This window comes from Mucilaginibacter sp. MD40 (assembly GCF_002288635.1).
Classification (GTDB): Bacteria; Bacteroidota; Bacteroidia; order Sphingobacteriales; family Sphingobacteriaceae; genus Mucilaginibacter.
Window position 1 is genome coordinate 4,262,387 of record NZ_NRSW01000001.1, and the last position, 17,633, is coordinate 4,280,019.

The following is a 17,633-nucleotide window of genomic DNA, read 5'->3' on the forward strand; positions in this document are numbered from 1 at the left end:
ATTTTCCTTTTTATCGACTAATAAACAAAACGGTAGCCTATTCCCCTAACCGTTTGCAGGTAGGTAGGCGAGTCGGGATTGTTCTCTATCTTTTTACGCAGGCGTACAATGTGCATATCAAGTGTACGCGTATTTACGTCGGCATTGTAGCCCCAAACTTCCATCATCAGTTCCTCACGGTTAATTACCTTGTTCTTATTTTTCAGGAAGTAAAGTAAAATACGGTTCTCCAATATGGTAAGCTCGGTTTTACGCCCATCACGTATAAGCAGGTGGGTGTTGGGCTGGTGCTCCATATTGCCAAACCTGTGCGATTCGGTTTTCTCGCTATTCAGCGAAAACTTGATCTTGCTTTCTATCATTGCTACCAGCACATCCATGTTAAAAGGCTTGGTGATATAATCGCTTACGCCAAAATTATAAGCGTCGATCTTATCAATGTCCTGCGCCTTGGCTGTCATCATAATCACCAGCTTATCAAAACCGTTTTTACGCAATTCTGCGCATACTTCGGAGCCTTGTTTACCGGGCAGCATCCAATCCAACAGTACTATATCAGGCTGTTCTGCCAGTATCATTCTTTCGGCATCATCGCCATTATTGCTTTCCAAAACCTTATAGCCCTCACTTTGCAGGCGCTCTGCCACCAGGAACCTTAGATTTTCATCATCCTCAACCAGTGCTATCTTAATTTCCTTATTCATTATTTAATTATAATTGCTAATTGTCAAAAGGCAATATCACGGTAAAAGTCGATCCTTCTTTCACCTTACTGGTCACCGTAATTTCGCCACCCATAAAGTTAACCAGTTCTTTACAAAATGCAAGGCCTAAACCCACGCTTCCGTTTTGGTTATACTGGTTCTCAATCCGGTAAAACTTTTTAAAAACATCACCCATTTCAGGCCGTGCAATTCCTATGCCTTTGTCAGCAAACTTAAAAATCAAATTGCGTTTCTCCGGCCTGATGTCGATATGCAACTCCTTACGGCCCGGGTGCGAATACTTATACGCGTTTTCCATCAGGTTCTGGAAAACGCTCCCTAACAATACAGGATCGGTATTAAATTCGTTTACACCAGTGGCGATGGTATGGCTCAGTGCAAAATCCGGATATTTTATTTTAAACGTATTTACATAGCCCTGAACAAAATCGCGTAGCGCCACATTTTCTTTATTGATGTTGATAGACCGGTTTTCGAGTTGGGTAAAGGATAGCAGCCTGTTCATCAGATCGTTCAGTTTATCTGCTTCTTCATCCAGTATCTTTCCGTAATGCTTGCGCTGCCTTTCGCTGAGTTCGGCATCGCCTCGAAGGTTTGAGCCTGCTATTTTTATAACACTTACAGGCGTTTTAAACTCATGCGTAAAATTGTTAATGAAATCATACTGTAGCTTAAAAATCTTAAGGTTAACGTTTAGGTTACGGTAAATAAGCCATATGATGAGTATCATAAACAAGTAAACCAGCATCACTATAGCGCCTATGGGCAAAAATCGTCGGTCTATCTCCTTTTTAAGATGCTCGTTGCTTGAGGTAAAATACAGTTTGTAATTAGAGAACGCGCCGGTTAAAGCGGCTTCTGTCACCTTTCGGCTTCCGTCAACATCAAGCGGGTCATACACCACCGGCTCTATGCTTACCTGCTGGTAAAGCTCGGGGTGGGTATTTTTTACCCGCAGAAAATGTGCGTCAAGCAAAAACGTCATCATATTTTGCTTGTAAAAGGTTTTACCCGCGCTGTTGCGCAATAACGACTGGTAAATCTTTACATCCTCTCTTCGGGGTATATTCAAGTAGCTGATCTTATCAGGGCTTACATCGTAAAACGTGCGGAAAATCTCATCCTGCGTGGGTAGTTTAGTCGTATCTGCTACGCTGATGAAATTACTAAGCTTGTAAGCCATGCGTTTAAAGTCTTCCTGGTTGGCAAAAGCCATATCCTTTAATCCCCTAACCGTGTTACGCTTTAATTTATACTGGTAAATAGCCTTTACAGATATACCACGGCTATTGGTAAAATGCACATTGGTTGGCTTATTGCCTATCTGCAAGTCGTAAAATAATATGCGCCGAACAAAGGGGTACGTTTTAAATACCGTTGCCGAATAGTTAGCGGCTGACGCGGAGTCCAAAAAACCCTGGTAAGAGGTGATCTCGGGTATCTTGAGCGAAAAAAAATCGTTATAGGGTTTTGAAGTTTGATCGAGCACTTCCACCTTTTTGGATGAGAACTCGTTTTCAACATACTTGGCTGTAAGGTTGTATGAAATAATAACCGCTATTACAAAGCTTACGGTGATCAGCACCAGGAAAACCGTTAAAAGCGTAAAGTTTTTGCGGTAGATATTCTTGGGCGCTTTCATAACAGGCTAAGGTTTAACCTGCATATTAGTATTCAGGAATTTCTCTATCTCGGCGTACATTTCCATACGGTTATGCTCACTCTTAAAATAGGCTCTTTCATTTTCCTTAAGGCGATAGATAACGGGCACGTTCCGTTTTTTTAATTCGCGCACAAACTGGTTAAGCTCGCTAATATTTGCCCGGGGGTCTTTAGCTCCCTGGAATATCAATAAAGGGCTTTTGATCTTATCGGTATGGAAAACCGGCGAAATGGCCCGTAGCTGGTCGGCATCTGTTTCAGGGTTGCCCACCATTTCATACGTCATTTTCAGAAAAGGTTTAAAAAACGGCGGCGCATCTTTTAAGTAGGTAAAGAAATTGATGAGGCCATATTTTACAATAGCACAGTTATACATTTCCGGATGGAACGATACACCATAAAGCGCCGAAAAGCCTCCAAAACCACCGCCAAATATGGCTATCTTTTTGGGGTTGGCCACTTTTTGGGCAATGAGCCATTTTACACCATCGGTAATGTCCTGCTGTATTTTGCCGCCAACCTGTTTAAAGCCCGCCTTACGGAAAGCCTTGCCATAACCTGCGGAGCCGCGGTAGTTCACCTGGAAAACCGCATAACCCCTGTTGGCCAAAAATTGCACCTCAGCATCGTATCCCCATGAGTTACGGCCCCAAATATTATCATGCGGCATTACTACCACCGGCAGGTTTTTTGCCTCTTTGCCTTGCGGTGTGGTTAAATAACCATTGATCAATGTACCGTCGCTTGCGTTAAAGGTAACAGGTCGCATATCACATAATTCTGTGCTATTGATCTCGGGGTTAACATCACCCAATTTGGTTAGCTTGTCCTTATTACGCTCATACAAATAGTAAGTGCCGGGGTTCTTATCCGTATAACCTACAATAACAAACTTGTTCTCGTTACTATCACGGTCAACAATATCTACCTTATAATCTTTAATTACAGCTTCCAGTTTGTTATACATGTGAGCAATAGCCGCATCCAGATAATGCTTTTGCGGCTTGGCCTCGTCCCAGCCAACATACTCAATACGCTGCTTGTTTTTTGAGTAGCCTACATCCATCAGGTCGGCCTTGTCGCTGGCAAAAACAACCCGTTCCTGCTGTCCGTTCTCGGCATCCATCTCTACCAGGGCGGTCTTATCGCGATTAACGTTTGACAGTGCGTAAAAACTGTTGGTTTCGCCCGCGAAAGCTATCGGTTCCACCCTATCGTTAAAATTATTAGTGATGATGGTTTTAAAAGGCGAGCTATCATCAGGCCTGAACATCAGGCTCTCATTAACCCCGTCAGATACCTTTACCAGTCTGATGCGCCCGTCGGCATCAGGGTACCATTTAATAATATTGCCGGGATTTGGCAAGTATAACTTCAGCTCACCGGTTTTCACGTTAAGCCTGTACACATCAAAATTCACAGGGTCGCGCTTATTCATAGCAACGGTAACCATATCAGGCTGCTGGCGGTTACGGTTAATGATGCGCATACGCGTATTGTTGAGCGTAAGCAGGCTATCATACTTCATGGTAGCTACATCAAGCGTGTACACCCTGAATTGGTCTATAGCGATGATATCCTGGGTGAATACAATACGGTTATTAAATGTCCAGGTGTAGTCTCTAACCGAATAATCAGTAAACTGAGTAGCTCTACTTTCGGCGCCATTAACCAGCGACCGTATGAATATATTTTGCTTACCTTTATAAGGCTTTAAGTACGATATATAATTACCGTCGGGAGAAATCTTAAAGTTGGTTTTTTCGGGCGTTTTAAAAAATACCTCAACCGGTATGGGACGTACCTTATTTTGCTTACAGCCGGTAATTATTACTGCTGCAACAATCAAAAGTAAATATCTTAAGCGGATCGGCATTTGTATTATTATAAATATTAACGGAGGTCAAAATAACTAATTTAGTCAGAGTTTTATAAATATGTCACTACAATTTTACCCGGCTGGTACGTTATATAGGCAGCGGCAAATTACCTCATCGGCACTTATGAAATACCTGTATAGCTTGCTTTTTATGCTTCTGGTTTGCTTTACCATGATGGCTCATGCGCAAAGCAATGATGCAGAATTAGCCCGTGAATATTCTCTTAACGGCGAGCACCAAAAAGCCGCTGATATTTACCAGAAACTTTTTAAACAGGATAAACAGGCCTACTTCCAGTTGTATGTTGGTGAACTTATTGCCCTTAAGAAATTAAACGAAGCCGAAGGTATTACCCGTACAATGGCGCGCAACTACCCCGAAAATTATGAGTACGTAATTTCGTTGAGTAACATCTATACCCAACAGGGCAATCCTGGCAAAGCCGAAGCTTTGTATACCGACCTGATCAAAAACCTGCCTGCGAACCGCAACGCGGTAAATATGCTGGCATCGCAGTTTTACCAAACAGGCAATGCCGACCTTGCCATACGCGTTTTTAAGCGCGGTCGAGAATTATTAAAAGATGATAAGGCCTTTTCATATGAGCTTATGGCGCTTTACCGTTACAGGCACGATAAAGTATCACTTACAGAAGAATGCCTTAATTTTTTACCTGCAAACCCTCTGTTCATTGGTCAGGCTAAAAATGCTTTAGCTTCTGTTTACGAAGGTAACCCCGATTATGATATGCTGAAGGGTGCCTTACTTAAACGCTTACAAAAAGACCCGCAAGAAGTGGTTTACACCGAAATGCTTACATGGGTATTTATACAACAAAAGGAATATGACATGGCCCTTAACCAGGCGCTTGCGCTAAGTCGCCGACTGAATAATGGAACTACTCAAATTGATGACTTATGCCGCATACTGGTTGCCAATAGCGCTTATGACGCCGCTATACGCGGATATGAATTCATCATTGAAAATACTGACAAGGCAAGCGGCGATTATATTGCCGCAAGGATAAACCTGATAGACACGCGTAACCTGAAGATCACCACTGGCCGCTATAACCCTGCTGATCTTCTTAGTCTCGAAAGTGATTATAACAGCCTGTTGACTACTTATGGGCACAATAAAACCACAGCATTTGCCATGCAAAAGCTGGCCAACCTGCAGGCGTTTAAATTGCATAAACTACCCGAAGCAAAGGCGTTACTGGAAGAAGTGGTTGGCATGGCCGGTGTTAATCCAACCCTCATTGCCGCCTGTAAAATTGACCTGGGCGATGTATACCTGTTGAGCAACCAGCCGTGGGATGCCACCCTGCTTTACAGCCAGGCCGAAAAAGATAACCCCAACACGCCAGTTGCCCAGGAAGCCATGCTGCGTAATGCCAAACTGGCTTATTACACCGGCGACCTTGCCTGGGCAAAAAGGCAACTGGATGTTTTAAAAGCGGCCACCACACAACTGATCGCTAATGACGCGTTGAACCTTTCCTTATTGATCAGCGATAATCTGAATGCCGATAGTACCGGTAAGGCGCTAAAAATGTATGCCCGGGCTGATCTGCTCATATCTGCCGAACAACCGGCTAAAGCCCTGCAAACGCTGGACAGTATAGCGAGACAATTTCCTGGCAATACACTTGAAGCCGATGTACTAATGGCCAAAGCACGCATCAGGATTCAGGAAAAAGACTTTGCAGGCGCCGTTCTTTTATTAAAAGACATTACGGAAAAACATAGTACCGACCTCTGGGCCGATGATGCTGTTTTTATGCTGGGCGATATCTACGAGAACCAGCTAAATGATAGCCCTACGGCCATGCAGTATTACCAGAAAATTATTACAAATTACCCCGGCAGCCTTTGGATAAATGATGCCCGTAAACGTTTCAGAGCCTTGCGGGGGGATAAGGTTAGTTGATTAGAGATTGGTTAATTAGAGATCAGTTAACCGGGTTATGCAATTGGAGATCAACCAATCACCGGTCTAATGATCTAATCACATCAGTGTGATCCAAAATGCAAAATCAGTGCAATCCCAACAAAACAAATTGTAATTTTACCACATGATAGTTTACAATGACACTGTAATTTTAGATGACACAGCCGAGCAGGAATGGCTTACCTGGATGAAAGAGGTACATATACCGGCCATTATGGCTACCGGCTGCTTTAGCTCATACCGTATACTCAGCATAGTTGATTCGCCTAACGACGGGGTTACCTATTGTGTACAATATAACGCCGACAGCATGGAGCAATTCCAGGAGTTTTACAGCAAACACCTATTTAGGTTTAAAGACGCGCATGAACAACAATTTGCCGAGCGTTTTGTATTGTTCAATACGTTAATGAAAACAGTTGAATAATAATGACCATTACAGATACCATCATCCCCGGAGCATACATTTTTGAGCCCAACGTTTATGCCGATGATCGCGGCTACTTTATAGAAACTTTTAATAAAAAGCATTTTATACAAAAAGGAATTGATGTTGACTTTGTGCAGGATAATCAATCGGTTTCGCATAAAAATGTAGTACGAGGCTTGCACGCCCAAAAAGGGCCTTTTGAGCAGGGTAAACTGGTACGGGTAATAAAAGGTGCTGTTTTGGATGTTGCGCTTGATGTACGTTTTGGCTCGCCCACTTATGGAAAGCATGTTACTGTTGAGCTTACCAGCGCGAACAATAAGCAATTTTACATACCACCAGGTTGCCTGCATGGTTTTGTATCGTTAGAGAATGACACCATATTTGCCTATAAGGTAACCAACTACTTTGATAAGGCTTCTGAGACCGGTTTAATATGGAACGATCCCGAATTAGCCATTGGATGGGGCATTAATGAGTTCGATGCTATCGTATCAGAAAAAGACCAGTTATTGTCCGACTGGAAATCATACCAAAGTCCCTTTGTCTATTAAAGCATAGATACGTTTTTCCTTATAAAAAGCCGTAACATAAATGTTACGGCTTTTTCGTTTAACAATAAAACAACAACCAAAAGGAATATTTAAGAAATTCATTAATTATTTGTTAATACCTATAACTTTATTTTCCTATCTTTCGTATACCATGATAGCTGGCCGGCTACATAACTAAACTATTTAATTCAGTAAATACTAAACACGTATGAAAACTAACTTTATGTTCCGAACCGGCGCAGCAGCCGTGTTCGCGGCCACCGTATTATTTGCTTGTACTAAAGAGAACAACAAAACCGCTACAGCCGACACCCCACAAAACGGTATATCCTCAGCGGTATTGAAAAACATCTCCGACCTCGGCTTTAGCACCGACCAGGTGAGAAAGGTAAGCAACGGTTACCTGGTAGAAGGCGATATTGTATTAACTAACGAAAACTTAACAGAAGCCAGCACCAGCCCTAATGTACGCATTGCCGAAACTGAGCAATACCGTACTACCAACCTGGTAAAAAACCTTCCGCGTACCGTTACGGTATCTATTTCTAACCTGCCAACAGTTTATGCAACCGCAACGCAAAACGCTATTGCACGTTATAATGCTTTAAACTTAAGGCTTAAATTTCAGTTCGTTAGCAGCGGTGGTCAAATACAGATCATTGGCTTTAACGAAGGCCCAAGCGGTGGCTACATTACTTTAGGCTCATCAGGTTTCCCAACCAAACAGGGTAACCCTTACAGCCAGATACAAATGAACACCAACTCACAGGCTTATGGTACAAACCCGGATGTTAATTACCTTACCTCTGTGCTGCAGCATGAAATGGGCCATTGCATTGGTTTCCGCCATACCGATTACTTTAACCGTGCATTTAGCTGTGGCGGCACCGCTACTAATGAAGGCGCGTCAAACGTAGGCGCGATACTTATCCCGGGCACACCATCAACCGCTGATGCAGGTTCATGGATGCTGGCCTGCTCAAACGGGGGCGACAGAACCTTTAACGCAAATGATAAAATTGCTTTAGATTACCTTTACTAAACCAAAATATAGCTTTGATTAATGTAAGCAAGTGCTTTATTTTAAAGGGGAATTTTATTCCCCTTTATTTTTTACCTTATGTTTAAACTTTTTGCCTGTTTTCTCTTGTTATTTATTTCCGCGTTCGCTTTGGGTCAGCAGTTACCTAAAGACGCGGTAATGAGCAAAACTTTCGGAGCAGCAGGCATTAACAGTAAGTTTAATGGTGAAACTGTATACCTTTTAAAAACTAACGGTTCCGGACCGGCTATACCGGGAACTAAAATTTTAAGGCGCCTGGCCTATAACTATTACATTGTATCTGCTAAAGGCACACTTAACAGTACCTATGGGGTTACAGTAAGCCCTGCAAATCCTATCTGGAAAGCCGACGACAACCTCATTTACGCTTACCAACACTCACCGCAGAAAAAGGTGGAGCTGACGCTGGCAACCAGGCAAAAAAATACAACGTTGGCATATACAACTGTTAAAGTAAAACTCGCAGATCTTCCGCAGGTATTAAGCGATACCACCATTGCAGCGGCCACATTAGTAAGAAAACCCCATACCGAACTCACTATTAATGATCTTGATTTGGGCGAAAACAACATTGATGCTATAGCTGCTTTGTACCCCACTATCAATGGCAGCGGTGTAAGAGTAAGTGTTAAAGAAGAGCAATTTGATAAAGAAGACCTTGACCTGCTGGGCCGCACTTTTAAATCTATCGACCTGCCCGAAAACAGCTCTGCCCACGCTACCATTATGGCTACGCTCATTGGTGGCAGCGGTAATTCTTTCATTAAAGGCAAAGGAGCTGCTCCTGAAGTAAGACTGACCTCATCAGATTTTTCCCGCCTGTTACCTGATACCATTACCGCTTTCAGGAATTTCGGTATTGGCTTACAAAACCATTCTTACGGAACGGGTATTGAAAATTTTTACGGCATAGAAGCCGCCGCTTATGACCAGCAAACCTATGAAAACGACACCCTGATGCATGTTTTTTCGTCGGGTAATATCGGCACCACTACGCCTAATACGGGTGTTTATTCAGGCATTGATAATATGGCCAACCTCTCGGGCACATTTAAACAGGCAAAAAATGTATTGGTGGTAGGCGGTACCGGCTTAACCGGCATACCTGAAGACCTTAGTTCATCCGGTCCGGCTTATGATGGCCGTGTGAAACCCGAACTGGTTGCCGACGGCGAAGATGGCACATCCGGCGCGGCCGCGTTGGTTACCGGCAGCGTGGCATTACTAAAACAAGCTTACCAATCAAAATATCATCAGCCCGCGCCATCGGCACTGATCAAAAGCATACTCATCAATACTGCCGATGATGTTGGTAATCTCCATGTTGATTTTAAAACAGGCTTTGGCAAACTTAACGCGCTGGAAGCACTTCGGAGTTTAAACGCCGGAGATTTTAAGACTGGTATATTACGTCAGGATATAGTAGCCAGCTATCAAATAACCGTTCCTACTAATACTTACTCATTTAAAGCTACCCTTGCCTGGGCCGACCCTGCCGCAGATCTTAATGCGGCTGCCGCGCTGGTAAACGATCTTGATCTCACCATCACCGGACCTGATGGAAAAACATATCAGCCCTGGGTTTTGAGCAATTATCCATCAGCGGATTCACTGCGTGCACTGGCAAAACCGGGCCGCGATTCGCTTAACAATGTAGAACAGGTAACGCTGCAATCGCCGCAGGCGGGTGTTTACACCATCAATATTTATGCAAAAACGATAAAGAACGGTAACCAGTCATTTTTTGTCAGTTACCAAACCCGTGCAGCCGGCCAGTTTGAGTGGATTGCGCCAACAGCATTAAGGCCATTAATTCCCGGTGAAGATGCCTATATAAGGTGGCAACATACCTTCACCAATGTAAACGGCATACTTAGTATCAGTTATGATAAAGGGCAAACCTGGCAGCAGCTTTCGGGCGCGGTTAATCTCAACCAGGGTGACTATAAATGGCAGGCACCCGATGCCTTTACCCAGGCAAGGATAAAAATGCAGATCGGTAGTAATATCTTTACCAGTACCGATTTTGTGATCTCGGCCCCGCGTAGCCTGCAGGTAGGCTTTAACTGCACAGATGGGCTACTACTGCACTGGAACCCACAGCCAAATGCAATGGGTTATCATATCTACACCATTAACAATAATCGTTTACAACAGCTTTCATCCGTTACAGATACCTCCATTATTATCCCGCCACAATTGCAAACTTCAAAATACTACGCTGTAAGCGCCGTAGGCAATGGCTTTGAAGGTATAAAAAGCTATACCATAGATGCTACCGCGCAGGGAGTAGGCTGCTATGTTAAAACCTTACTGGCTGCACCGCTCAACAAAACTCAAATTACACTTGACCTATCTATAGCCAGTACCCAGGGACTGGCATCGGTAACATGGCAAAGGCTTACCGGCAAGGATAATTACACTACCATCGGCAAATCCAACATAACACCTGGTGCTTTTAATTACAATTTTGTTGACACCAGCCCCCAGGCAGGTCTTAATTATTACAGGGCGGTTTTAAATAAAACAGATAACAGTACCATAACTACAGATACGGCAAGTGCCGTACTATTACAAACCGACCAGTTTACCCTTTATCCTAACCCTGTAAGTACCCAACTCAATATCCTCGCCGGCGACTCAAAACCGTATACCTTCACCTTATATGATATGGCTGGCAAAACGGCTTTTCATACCACTTTCAATAATTACGAAAATCACCTCACTATACCAGTTATCCCCGGCATATACGTTGGAGTTATCACGCTTAATGGTAAAACTTTACTTACAAACAAAATTGTTAAGTTACCGTAACATAATATCGTCACAGTTAGTCTAAACTGTAATTTTAACACTTTTTAACATGTCGTAATTTTTTATTACTAAAACTTTAGTTATATATTGCGACATCAAATCCTAAGTAATGAAAATCACAATTACGGCACTGGTATTATTCCTGTGCTCTTTAACCGCGCTTGCGCAGCAATCGCCCTATGCTATTAAGGGTATAGCTGCAGACAGCGTTGCCAATGCCAAGTTGGCCAACACCTCCATCAGCGTACTTAACGCTAAAGACTCCACCCTCCGAAAATTTACCCGCGCCCGGTCTGACGGCTCTTTCAGCATCAACGGACTTGGTAAAGGCAAGTTTATCCTGCTGGTAACCTACCCTGGCTACGCCGATTACGTAGAGCCGTTCTCGCTTGATTCGGTAAAAACTACCCGCAATTTCGGTAACATTAATATGAACCTGAAATCGCGCTTGTTAAAAGAAGTAATTGTGAAGGGTACCGTAGCGGCCATTAAAATTAAAGGCGATACTACAGAATTTAATGCCAAAGCATTTAAAATAGAACCTAACTCAAAAGTAGAAGATCTGCTTAAACAGCTGCCCGGTATACAGGTAGATAAAGATGGGAAAATAACTGCCCAGGGGCAATCAGTCCCTAAAGTATTGGTTGACGGGGAAGAATTTTTTGGTGACGACCCTACCCTTGTTACCAAAAACATACGTGCCGATATGGTTGATAAGGTGCAACTCTATGATAAAAAGAGCGACCAAGCTACTTTTACCGGGATTGACGACGGCCAAAAAACCAAGACTATCAACATTAAATTAAAAGAGGACAAAAAGAACGGATATTTTGGTAAAGTTACAGGCGGTGTCGGTACAGACGATTTTTACGAAACCCAGGCTTTGTTTAACAAATTCAGGGGGAAAAAGAAATTCTCTGCCTATGGCACTATAAGTAATACAGGAAAAATAGGTTTAGGATGGGAAGATAATAATAAGTTAGGTACCCAGGAGGGTATGAGCTTTGGTGATAACGGGGACATCTATATTTCGGGCAGTGGCGATGATCTGGATTCATTCGATGGGCATTATAACGGCCAGGGTATACCAATTGCCCGTACCGGAGGGGTACATTATGATAATAAATGGAATAGCGATAAACAGTCTATCAACTTTAACTATAAGATTGGTTCATTAACTGTTGATGGCCAGCGTACTTCACTTTCCCGTAATACCCTTTCAGATTCGCTTGTCATTGGCAACAATTCTGACGAAACCAGTCATAACTTCATGTTCAGGCAAAAGGCTGATGCTACCTACCAGGTTAAACTGGATACTACTTCAAATTTAAAAGTAACGGTTGACGGCACCCTGAAAAACTCTGAAACCAACACCACAGATAAATCATCTACTTTCAGGAACGACACCCTGGTAAACAACCAAAACAGAAGGCTGGATAACAAACTCGACGGTAAAATTTTCAACGCGACAGTATTTTATAACAAGAAGTTCAAAAAACCGGGCCGCACTTTCTCCGTAAACATCACTGGCGGTGTTAATGAAAGTAAGGCACACGGTAATCTTTACTCACAGATCAATTATTTTAATTCAACCGGTACAGGTAAAGACAGTACCAAACTGATCGATCAGTTTAAGACCAACGATCTCAGGGGATCTAACTTCCTTACTAACATTACTTATACAGAACCTTTAAGTAAAGCGCTATCATTAGTATTTAATTATGGTATTAGCATTAATAACAGTAACGCCGACCGTAAATCATACAGTCAATCGGCCCCGGGGAACTACAATGTGCTGATAGATTCTTTAAGCAGCGATTACAAATTTAACCAGTTTAGCAACCAGGTGGGTGCCATATTTAATTATAAGAAGGGTAAACACACCCTTAATTTTGGTACGCGTGTGGCCGATCTGCGCTTTAAGCAAATTGCCACCTTTATGCAAAGTGGTTCATCGGTTGATAATATTCTGGAGCGGCATTTTACCAACTGGAATCCGCAGTTAACCTATCAGTTCCGTTATGCGTCACAAGGCTCATTCAGGTTTAGTTATAATGGAAGCCAAAATCAACCAAGTATTGACCAGATACAGCCGGTACGCATTAACAACGACCCGCTGAATATTACTATCGGTAACCCTAACCTTAGCCCGTCTTTCAATCACCGCTTTAACGTTAACTTTAATAATTATAAGGTATTAAGCGAGCAATATGTGTCATTATATAGCGGCTTCACTTTTACTCAAGACCCTATTGTAAATAACATCACCACCAGTACAGCTACGGGTAAAAACACTTTTGAGTATGAAAATCTTTCAGGTAAAACACCGCTCAATTACTATGGAGGCCTGTACATGGGGCGTAAAACCGGTGTTTGGGGCATTAACGCAGGAGCTTCGGCAAACGTGAATGGCGCAGTGTATTATAGCTTTAAAACCGATGATCTTTCGGGGAAACGCTTAAACCGCACTTCATCTAACACCATCAACACACAGTTACAGCTAAGTAAATACGTGCAAAAGAAATATTCTTTTGATCTATCGGCAGGGCCGATGTACAACACAGGGCAGTCATCATTAAGCCCGAATATTAATAACAACGGCTATGGTTTTAGCGCTAATGGCAGCATGAGCTTTTACCTGCCTTTTAAATTTCAAATTGGAACGGATGGTAACTATAGCTACCAGGCAGCCACGCAATCCTTGCCTGACGATTTCAGGCAGTTTATCTGGAATGCACGGATCAGTAAATCATTCTTCAAGTCTGAAAACTTAAAGTTGATGCTTTCAGGCAACGACCTTTTAAACCAAAATTCGGGCTTTAATCGTAATTCAAACGGTACCAATTACAGCGAAACTCGTTCGGTTACTATTAGAAGGTACTTCCTGTTTTCGGTAATATGGGACTTTAATAAAATGGGCGGCGGAGCGCCTGCAAAAAAATAACATGAAAAATTTAATACTAACCATTATAGCTTCGTTGTTCTGCAGCAGCATATTCGCCCAAACCAACGCGCATTTCACCACCTCGGGCACTATTGAATATGAAAAACGCGTAAACATGTACGCGATCATTAAGAAACGTATGGGGGATGACGAAGGTAGCTTTGGCGCGCAGGCGTTTGAGAACTACAAGAAAACTCAACCACAGTTTAAAGTATTAAAGAGCACCCTCACGTTTAGTAATAACAAGACTTTGTTTACGCCCGCAGCTCCTGCTGAAAGCAACAACAGCTGGTTTAGCGATGTCCCGGAGGGTTTGCAGGGCAATACCGTTTATACCGATTTGAGCACCAACATTAGTACCAGCGCAAAGCGTGTTTTTGAGGAACAGTTTTTAGTAAAGGATACCGTGCGTAAGATCAACTGGAAAATTACGGATGAAACCCGCGAAATTGCCGGCTATAATTGCCGCAGGGCCAACGCGGTTATTATGGATTCTGTTTATGTGGTCGCTTTTTATACAGATGAGATACCCCTATCTGGCGGGCCGGAATCATTTACGGGTTTACCAGGGATGATATTAGGGGTAGCCATGCCACATGATAATATTACCTGGTTTGCTACCAAGGTAACCGACCTACCCGTATCTGAAAATCAATTAAAAATACCTGCCAAAGGTAAAGCAACGGATTACAAAGGCTTTGTAGCTACCATGAAAAAAGTGATGAAAGATTGGGGTACCTGGGGGCAATCATACCTGAAGAGCTTTTTATTATAATTCCTATCTCCTATTCCTTATAACAGCCGCATGCTTTTTAAGTATGCGGCATTTTTTTGCGCGCTTTGTAAAGGCGTTTCGTTATGATAGCGGCTCTGTTCCACAAAGAAAAATTCCATGCCATTATCCTCGCCTGCTGCAATAAACTTAGGGAAGTTAATAATACCTTCTCCCAGGTCACAGGCAGATTCTTCTTTGCTGCCGGCGGGTAAGCGCTTCTTCAGCACATCGCGCATATGTGCCAAGGTGAAACGGCCCTTATATTTTTGCATGTAGGCATAAGGGTCGGCACCCTCTGTAATGGCATAGTACACATCCATCTGGTAATCTACAAGTGCTTTATCGGTATTATTTAATAATACATCAATAGGTAATTGTCCATTAACCGCTTTGTACGGATAATCATGCGGATGGTAACCGAACCGCAATCCGTGCTTTTTACAGATAGCTCCCCGTTGATTAAAATCTTCCGCAAATCGTTTAAAGGCGTCAATATCTTTCTGCGGGCCTAACCAGGGGCACACCAGATATTTCATACCGATTTCTGCCGCCTGCCCGGCTAATCTGTCAAACTCCTGTAGACTGCAGGGGTTATAGTGACTGCTGATCAACTCTAAACCAAAACTACCGGCAAGTTTCTTGAAATCTTTATGGCTATATCCCCAAAATATTCCCTTATCGCTACCATAACTTTCTATTTGCTTGTAACCCATAGCACCAAGCAGCTTAAGCGTACCAGCCGGATCGCGCTCCATATCTTCTTTTACCATGTATAGCTGCATACCTAAGGCAGGCTTCTTATGGGTAATATTCGCCATGGTCGGTGATACTGCCAGTGCAGCTAACATGCCGCCGGTTTGGATAAAGTTTCTTCTGTTCATGCGTTAATCTTTTAGGGTCCTTAAAAGTTATATTAATCAGAATTACAGGTCCCTTACAATTACTTCACCGGTCTTTTTATCCTTGAGAATAAGTTTACGGTCGCCGTGGGGTAGTATTTCTTCCTTAATGAGGTAGTATTGCTCATCAAACTCAGCAAATTTATTACCGCTGTTATCTTCTTTTCGTCCCCTCCAGTCATCAATTATTACCGGCTCCCATAACCCACTTTTGGTTGATGCGTAGGCTGCATCGATGATGGCATTCACCACGTAACCATCATAAAAAGTTTCAAAAGCTTCGCGCTTTTGCTCAATGGCTTCAAACATATCGGTAAACATGTGATTGTAGCCCAGTTCGTTTACCTCATCGCCGACAGGGAATAACCACCCAGTGTTACTTTCCGCTTTTTCGGCTACATAACCACCCTCTTTACCGGTGCTAAACATGTCAAACCCAGTACGCAGAAAGTTATTGATCCATATGGTGCCTTCTGTACCCATTACCTCATCGCGCAAGTCCATACCACCTCTAAAGCACCAGCTTACCTCAAACTGGCCAATAGCACCGTTAGCATATTTCACCATACCTATAGCGTTATCTTCGGCATCTATTGGATGTACCTGCGTAGCTGCCCAGCACATCACCTCAACCGGGCGAACATCCTTACCAATATAGTTGCGGGCAATTTCAATACAATGGCAACCCAAGTCCACAATGGCACCACCGCCACTCTGCTCTTTATTCCAAAACCAATTACTATGAGGGCCGGGGTGCGCTTCGCGGCTTTTGGCCCAAAGAACGCGGCCAAGGCTGCCGCCTTTAACACTCGCTAAAGATTTGTTGAACTTAGGCGTATAACAAAGATCTTCCAGGTAACCGCCCATAACCCCGGCCTGCTCCACCATATCCAGCATTTGTTTAGCTTCGGCAGCAGTACGGCCCAATGGTTTGGTGCATAACACGTGTTTACCAGCTTTAGCGCAAGCTTCAACCGCGGTAAGGTGAAGGTCATTAGGCAGCGAAATTACGACTACATCTATCTCCGGGTGATTTACTACCTCTTCCAGGTTATCGCTATAAATAGGTAGCCCATAATCGGCTGCGAATGTCTTAGCCTTTTTAATATTGCGTGAATAAACCGCATGAAGCTTATCAATACGCCTATGACCGATCAATGAATCCGCATAAAACCTGGCAATAAAGCCCGAGCCGAGCATTGCAATTTTCATAAAATAAAAGGGAATGGTTTATGCCGTTAAGATAACGGTAGCAGGGCAGATATGCAAGTATGGGGCAAAGACTTAATCCTGGATATTAAGTTTGTTACTTTCAATAAAATCTTTAATAGCTGATACAGCTTCATTGCTTTTATTATCCAGGTCTAAGTCGTTTATTGATTTGAGGTAACCAACCAGTTTTTCTGTTTTATTCGCATCTGTTACGGCGAACCCCATAAGCCATTGCTCAAAACTTTTTTCGGGCGTAGACCGATCAACCAACGTGATGATATTCTTGTGCCTTTCATCGGCTTGTATACGCTTGTACAACGCATCAATAAAATTATCCTTACCTTCTAATAATTGTATAAATGTACCTTCAGAATAAAGTAATACGCCTGAAATCTTGAGTGCTGCATTATGTATACGCGAACTGTGCAGAATATCAAGCAGCTGATTTTCGTGCATAGGATATGCCGATTTACTTACATAGACAATAGTTTTCATGGTATACGTAGATGCCTCAATATTAATAAAAATATTTTGGCAGGCAAACTTTTCTTGGCAGGAAGAGCAGCAAATCACCTATTTGTGACAATCAGATATCTTCTAAAATAGCTTTATCAGATATTGGAGAAATATAGTCCTACGTATGATGGGGTTATGGTTTGAATTTTATCGAAGGATATGCGTGCAGTTAGTAACTGAAAAAAGTTTCTGACGCAAAAAAGCCC

The 17,633-nt window shown here is 42.8% G+C and carries 13 protein-coding genes; 7 read left to right on the forward strand and 6 right to left on the reverse strand.

All coding sequences use genetic code 11. From position 1 onward, the window contains the following. Window positions 1-17 precede the first annotated feature (17 nt). Genes CKK33_RS19285 through CKK33_RS19295 form a run of 3 tightly spaced genes read right to left on the reverse strand, consistent with a single transcriptional unit; the run spans window position 18 to window position 4,263 of the window. The gene (locus CKK33_RS19285; RefSeq protein ID WP_095705682.1) at window positions 18-704 is read right to left on the reverse strand and encodes a response regulator transcription factor; all 687 of its coding nucleotides are present in this window, start codon (window positions 702-704) and stop codon (window positions 18-20) included. 16 nt (window positions 705-720) lie between these two features. Beyond that, window positions 721-2,367: a sensor histidine kinase KdpD gene (locus tag CKK33_RS19290; protein WP_095705683.1), complete on the reverse strand. Its 1,647-nt coding sequence runs from the start codon at window positions 2,365-2,367 to the stop codon at window positions 721-723. 6 nt (window positions 2,368-2,373) lie between these two features. After that, window positions 2,374-4,263, reverse strand: a complete 1,890-nt coding sequence (locus CKK33_RS19295; RefSeq protein ID WP_095705684.1) for a S9 family peptidase — start codon at window positions 4,261-4,263, stop codon at window positions 2,374-2,376. 127 nt (window positions 4,264-4,390) lie between these two features. Between CKK33_RS19295 and CKK33_RS19300 the strand changes: the two genes are divergently transcribed. The 7 genes from CKK33_RS19300 to CKK33_RS19330 all read left to right on the forward strand — a co-directional run bounded on the left by CKK33_RS19300 (window position 4,391) and on the right by CKK33_RS19330 (window position 14,800). Further along, window positions 4,391-6,199 (forward strand): tetratricopeptide repeat protein, encoded by a 1,809-nt coding sequence (locus CKK33_RS19300; protein WP_158223490.1) that lies wholly within the window; start codon window positions 4,391-4,393, stop codon window positions 6,197-6,199. A 145-nt stretch (window positions 6,200-6,344) separates the two neighbouring features. Beyond that, window positions 6,345-6,647, forward strand: coding sequence for a DUF4286 family protein (locus CKK33_RS19305; RefSeq protein WP_095705686.1), 303 nt, complete (start codon window positions 6,345-6,347; stop codon window positions 6,645-6,647). A gap of 2 nt (window positions 6,648-6,649) precedes the next feature. Beyond that, window positions 6,650-7,204: a dTDP-4-dehydrorhamnose 3,5-epimerase gene (gene rfbC / locus CKK33_RS19310; RefSeq protein WP_095705687.1), complete on the forward strand. Its 555-nt coding sequence runs from the start codon at window positions 6,650-6,652 to the stop codon at window positions 7,202-7,204. Between the two features lie 208 nt (window positions 7,205-7,412). After that, window positions 7,413-8,246 carry a M57 family metalloprotease gene (locus CKK33_RS19315; RefSeq protein WP_198952508.1) on the forward strand — a complete coding sequence of 278 codons (834 nt, stop codon included), beginning with the start codon at window positions 7,413-7,415 and terminating at the stop codon, window positions 8,244-8,246. A gap of 78 nt (window positions 8,247-8,324) precedes the next feature. Further along, window positions 8,325-11,081 carry a S8 family peptidase gene (locus CKK33_RS19320; RefSeq protein WP_095705688.1) on the forward strand — a complete coding sequence of 919 codons (2,757 nt, stop codon included), beginning with the start codon at window positions 8,325-8,327 and terminating at the stop codon, window positions 11,079-11,081. Between the two features lie 109 nt (window positions 11,082-11,190). Further along, window positions 11,191-14,025: a TonB-dependent receptor gene (locus CKK33_RS19325; RefSeq protein WP_095705689.1), complete on the forward strand. Its 2,835-nt coding sequence runs from the start codon at window positions 11,191-11,193 to the stop codon at window positions 14,023-14,025. Window position 14,026: 1 nt separating this feature from the next. Further along, window positions 14,027-14,800: a GLPGLI family protein gene (locus CKK33_RS19330; protein ID WP_095705690.1), complete on the forward strand. Its 774-nt coding sequence runs from the start codon at window positions 14,027-14,029 to the stop codon at window positions 14,798-14,800. Between the two features lie 17 nt (window positions 14,801-14,817). Here CKK33_RS19330 and CKK33_RS19335 read toward each other — a convergent pair whose 3' ends face one another. The 3 genes from CKK33_RS19335 to CKK33_RS19345 all read right to left on the reverse strand — a co-directional run bounded on the left by CKK33_RS19335 (window position 14,818) and on the right by CKK33_RS19345 (window position 17,406). Beyond that, on the reverse strand, window positions 14,818-15,681 hold the full coding sequence (locus CKK33_RS19335; protein ID WP_095705691.1) for a sugar phosphate isomerase/epimerase: 864 nt from the start codon (window positions 15,679-15,681) through the stop codon (window positions 14,818-14,820). 42 nt (window positions 15,682-15,723) lie between these two features. After that, the gene (locus tag CKK33_RS19340) at window positions 15,724-16,911 is read right to left on the reverse strand and encodes a Gfo/Idh/MocA family protein (protein WP_095705692.1); all 1,188 of its coding nucleotides are present in this window, start codon (window positions 16,909-16,911) and stop codon (window positions 15,724-15,726) included. Window positions 16,912-16,983: 72 nt separating this feature from the next. Next, the gene (locus CKK33_RS19345; RefSeq protein ID WP_158223491.1) at window positions 16,984-17,406 is read right to left on the reverse strand and encodes a BLUF domain-containing protein; all 423 of its coding nucleotides are present in this window, start codon (window positions 17,404-17,406) and stop codon (window positions 16,984-16,986) included. Window positions 17,407-17,633 lie beyond the last annotated feature (227 nt).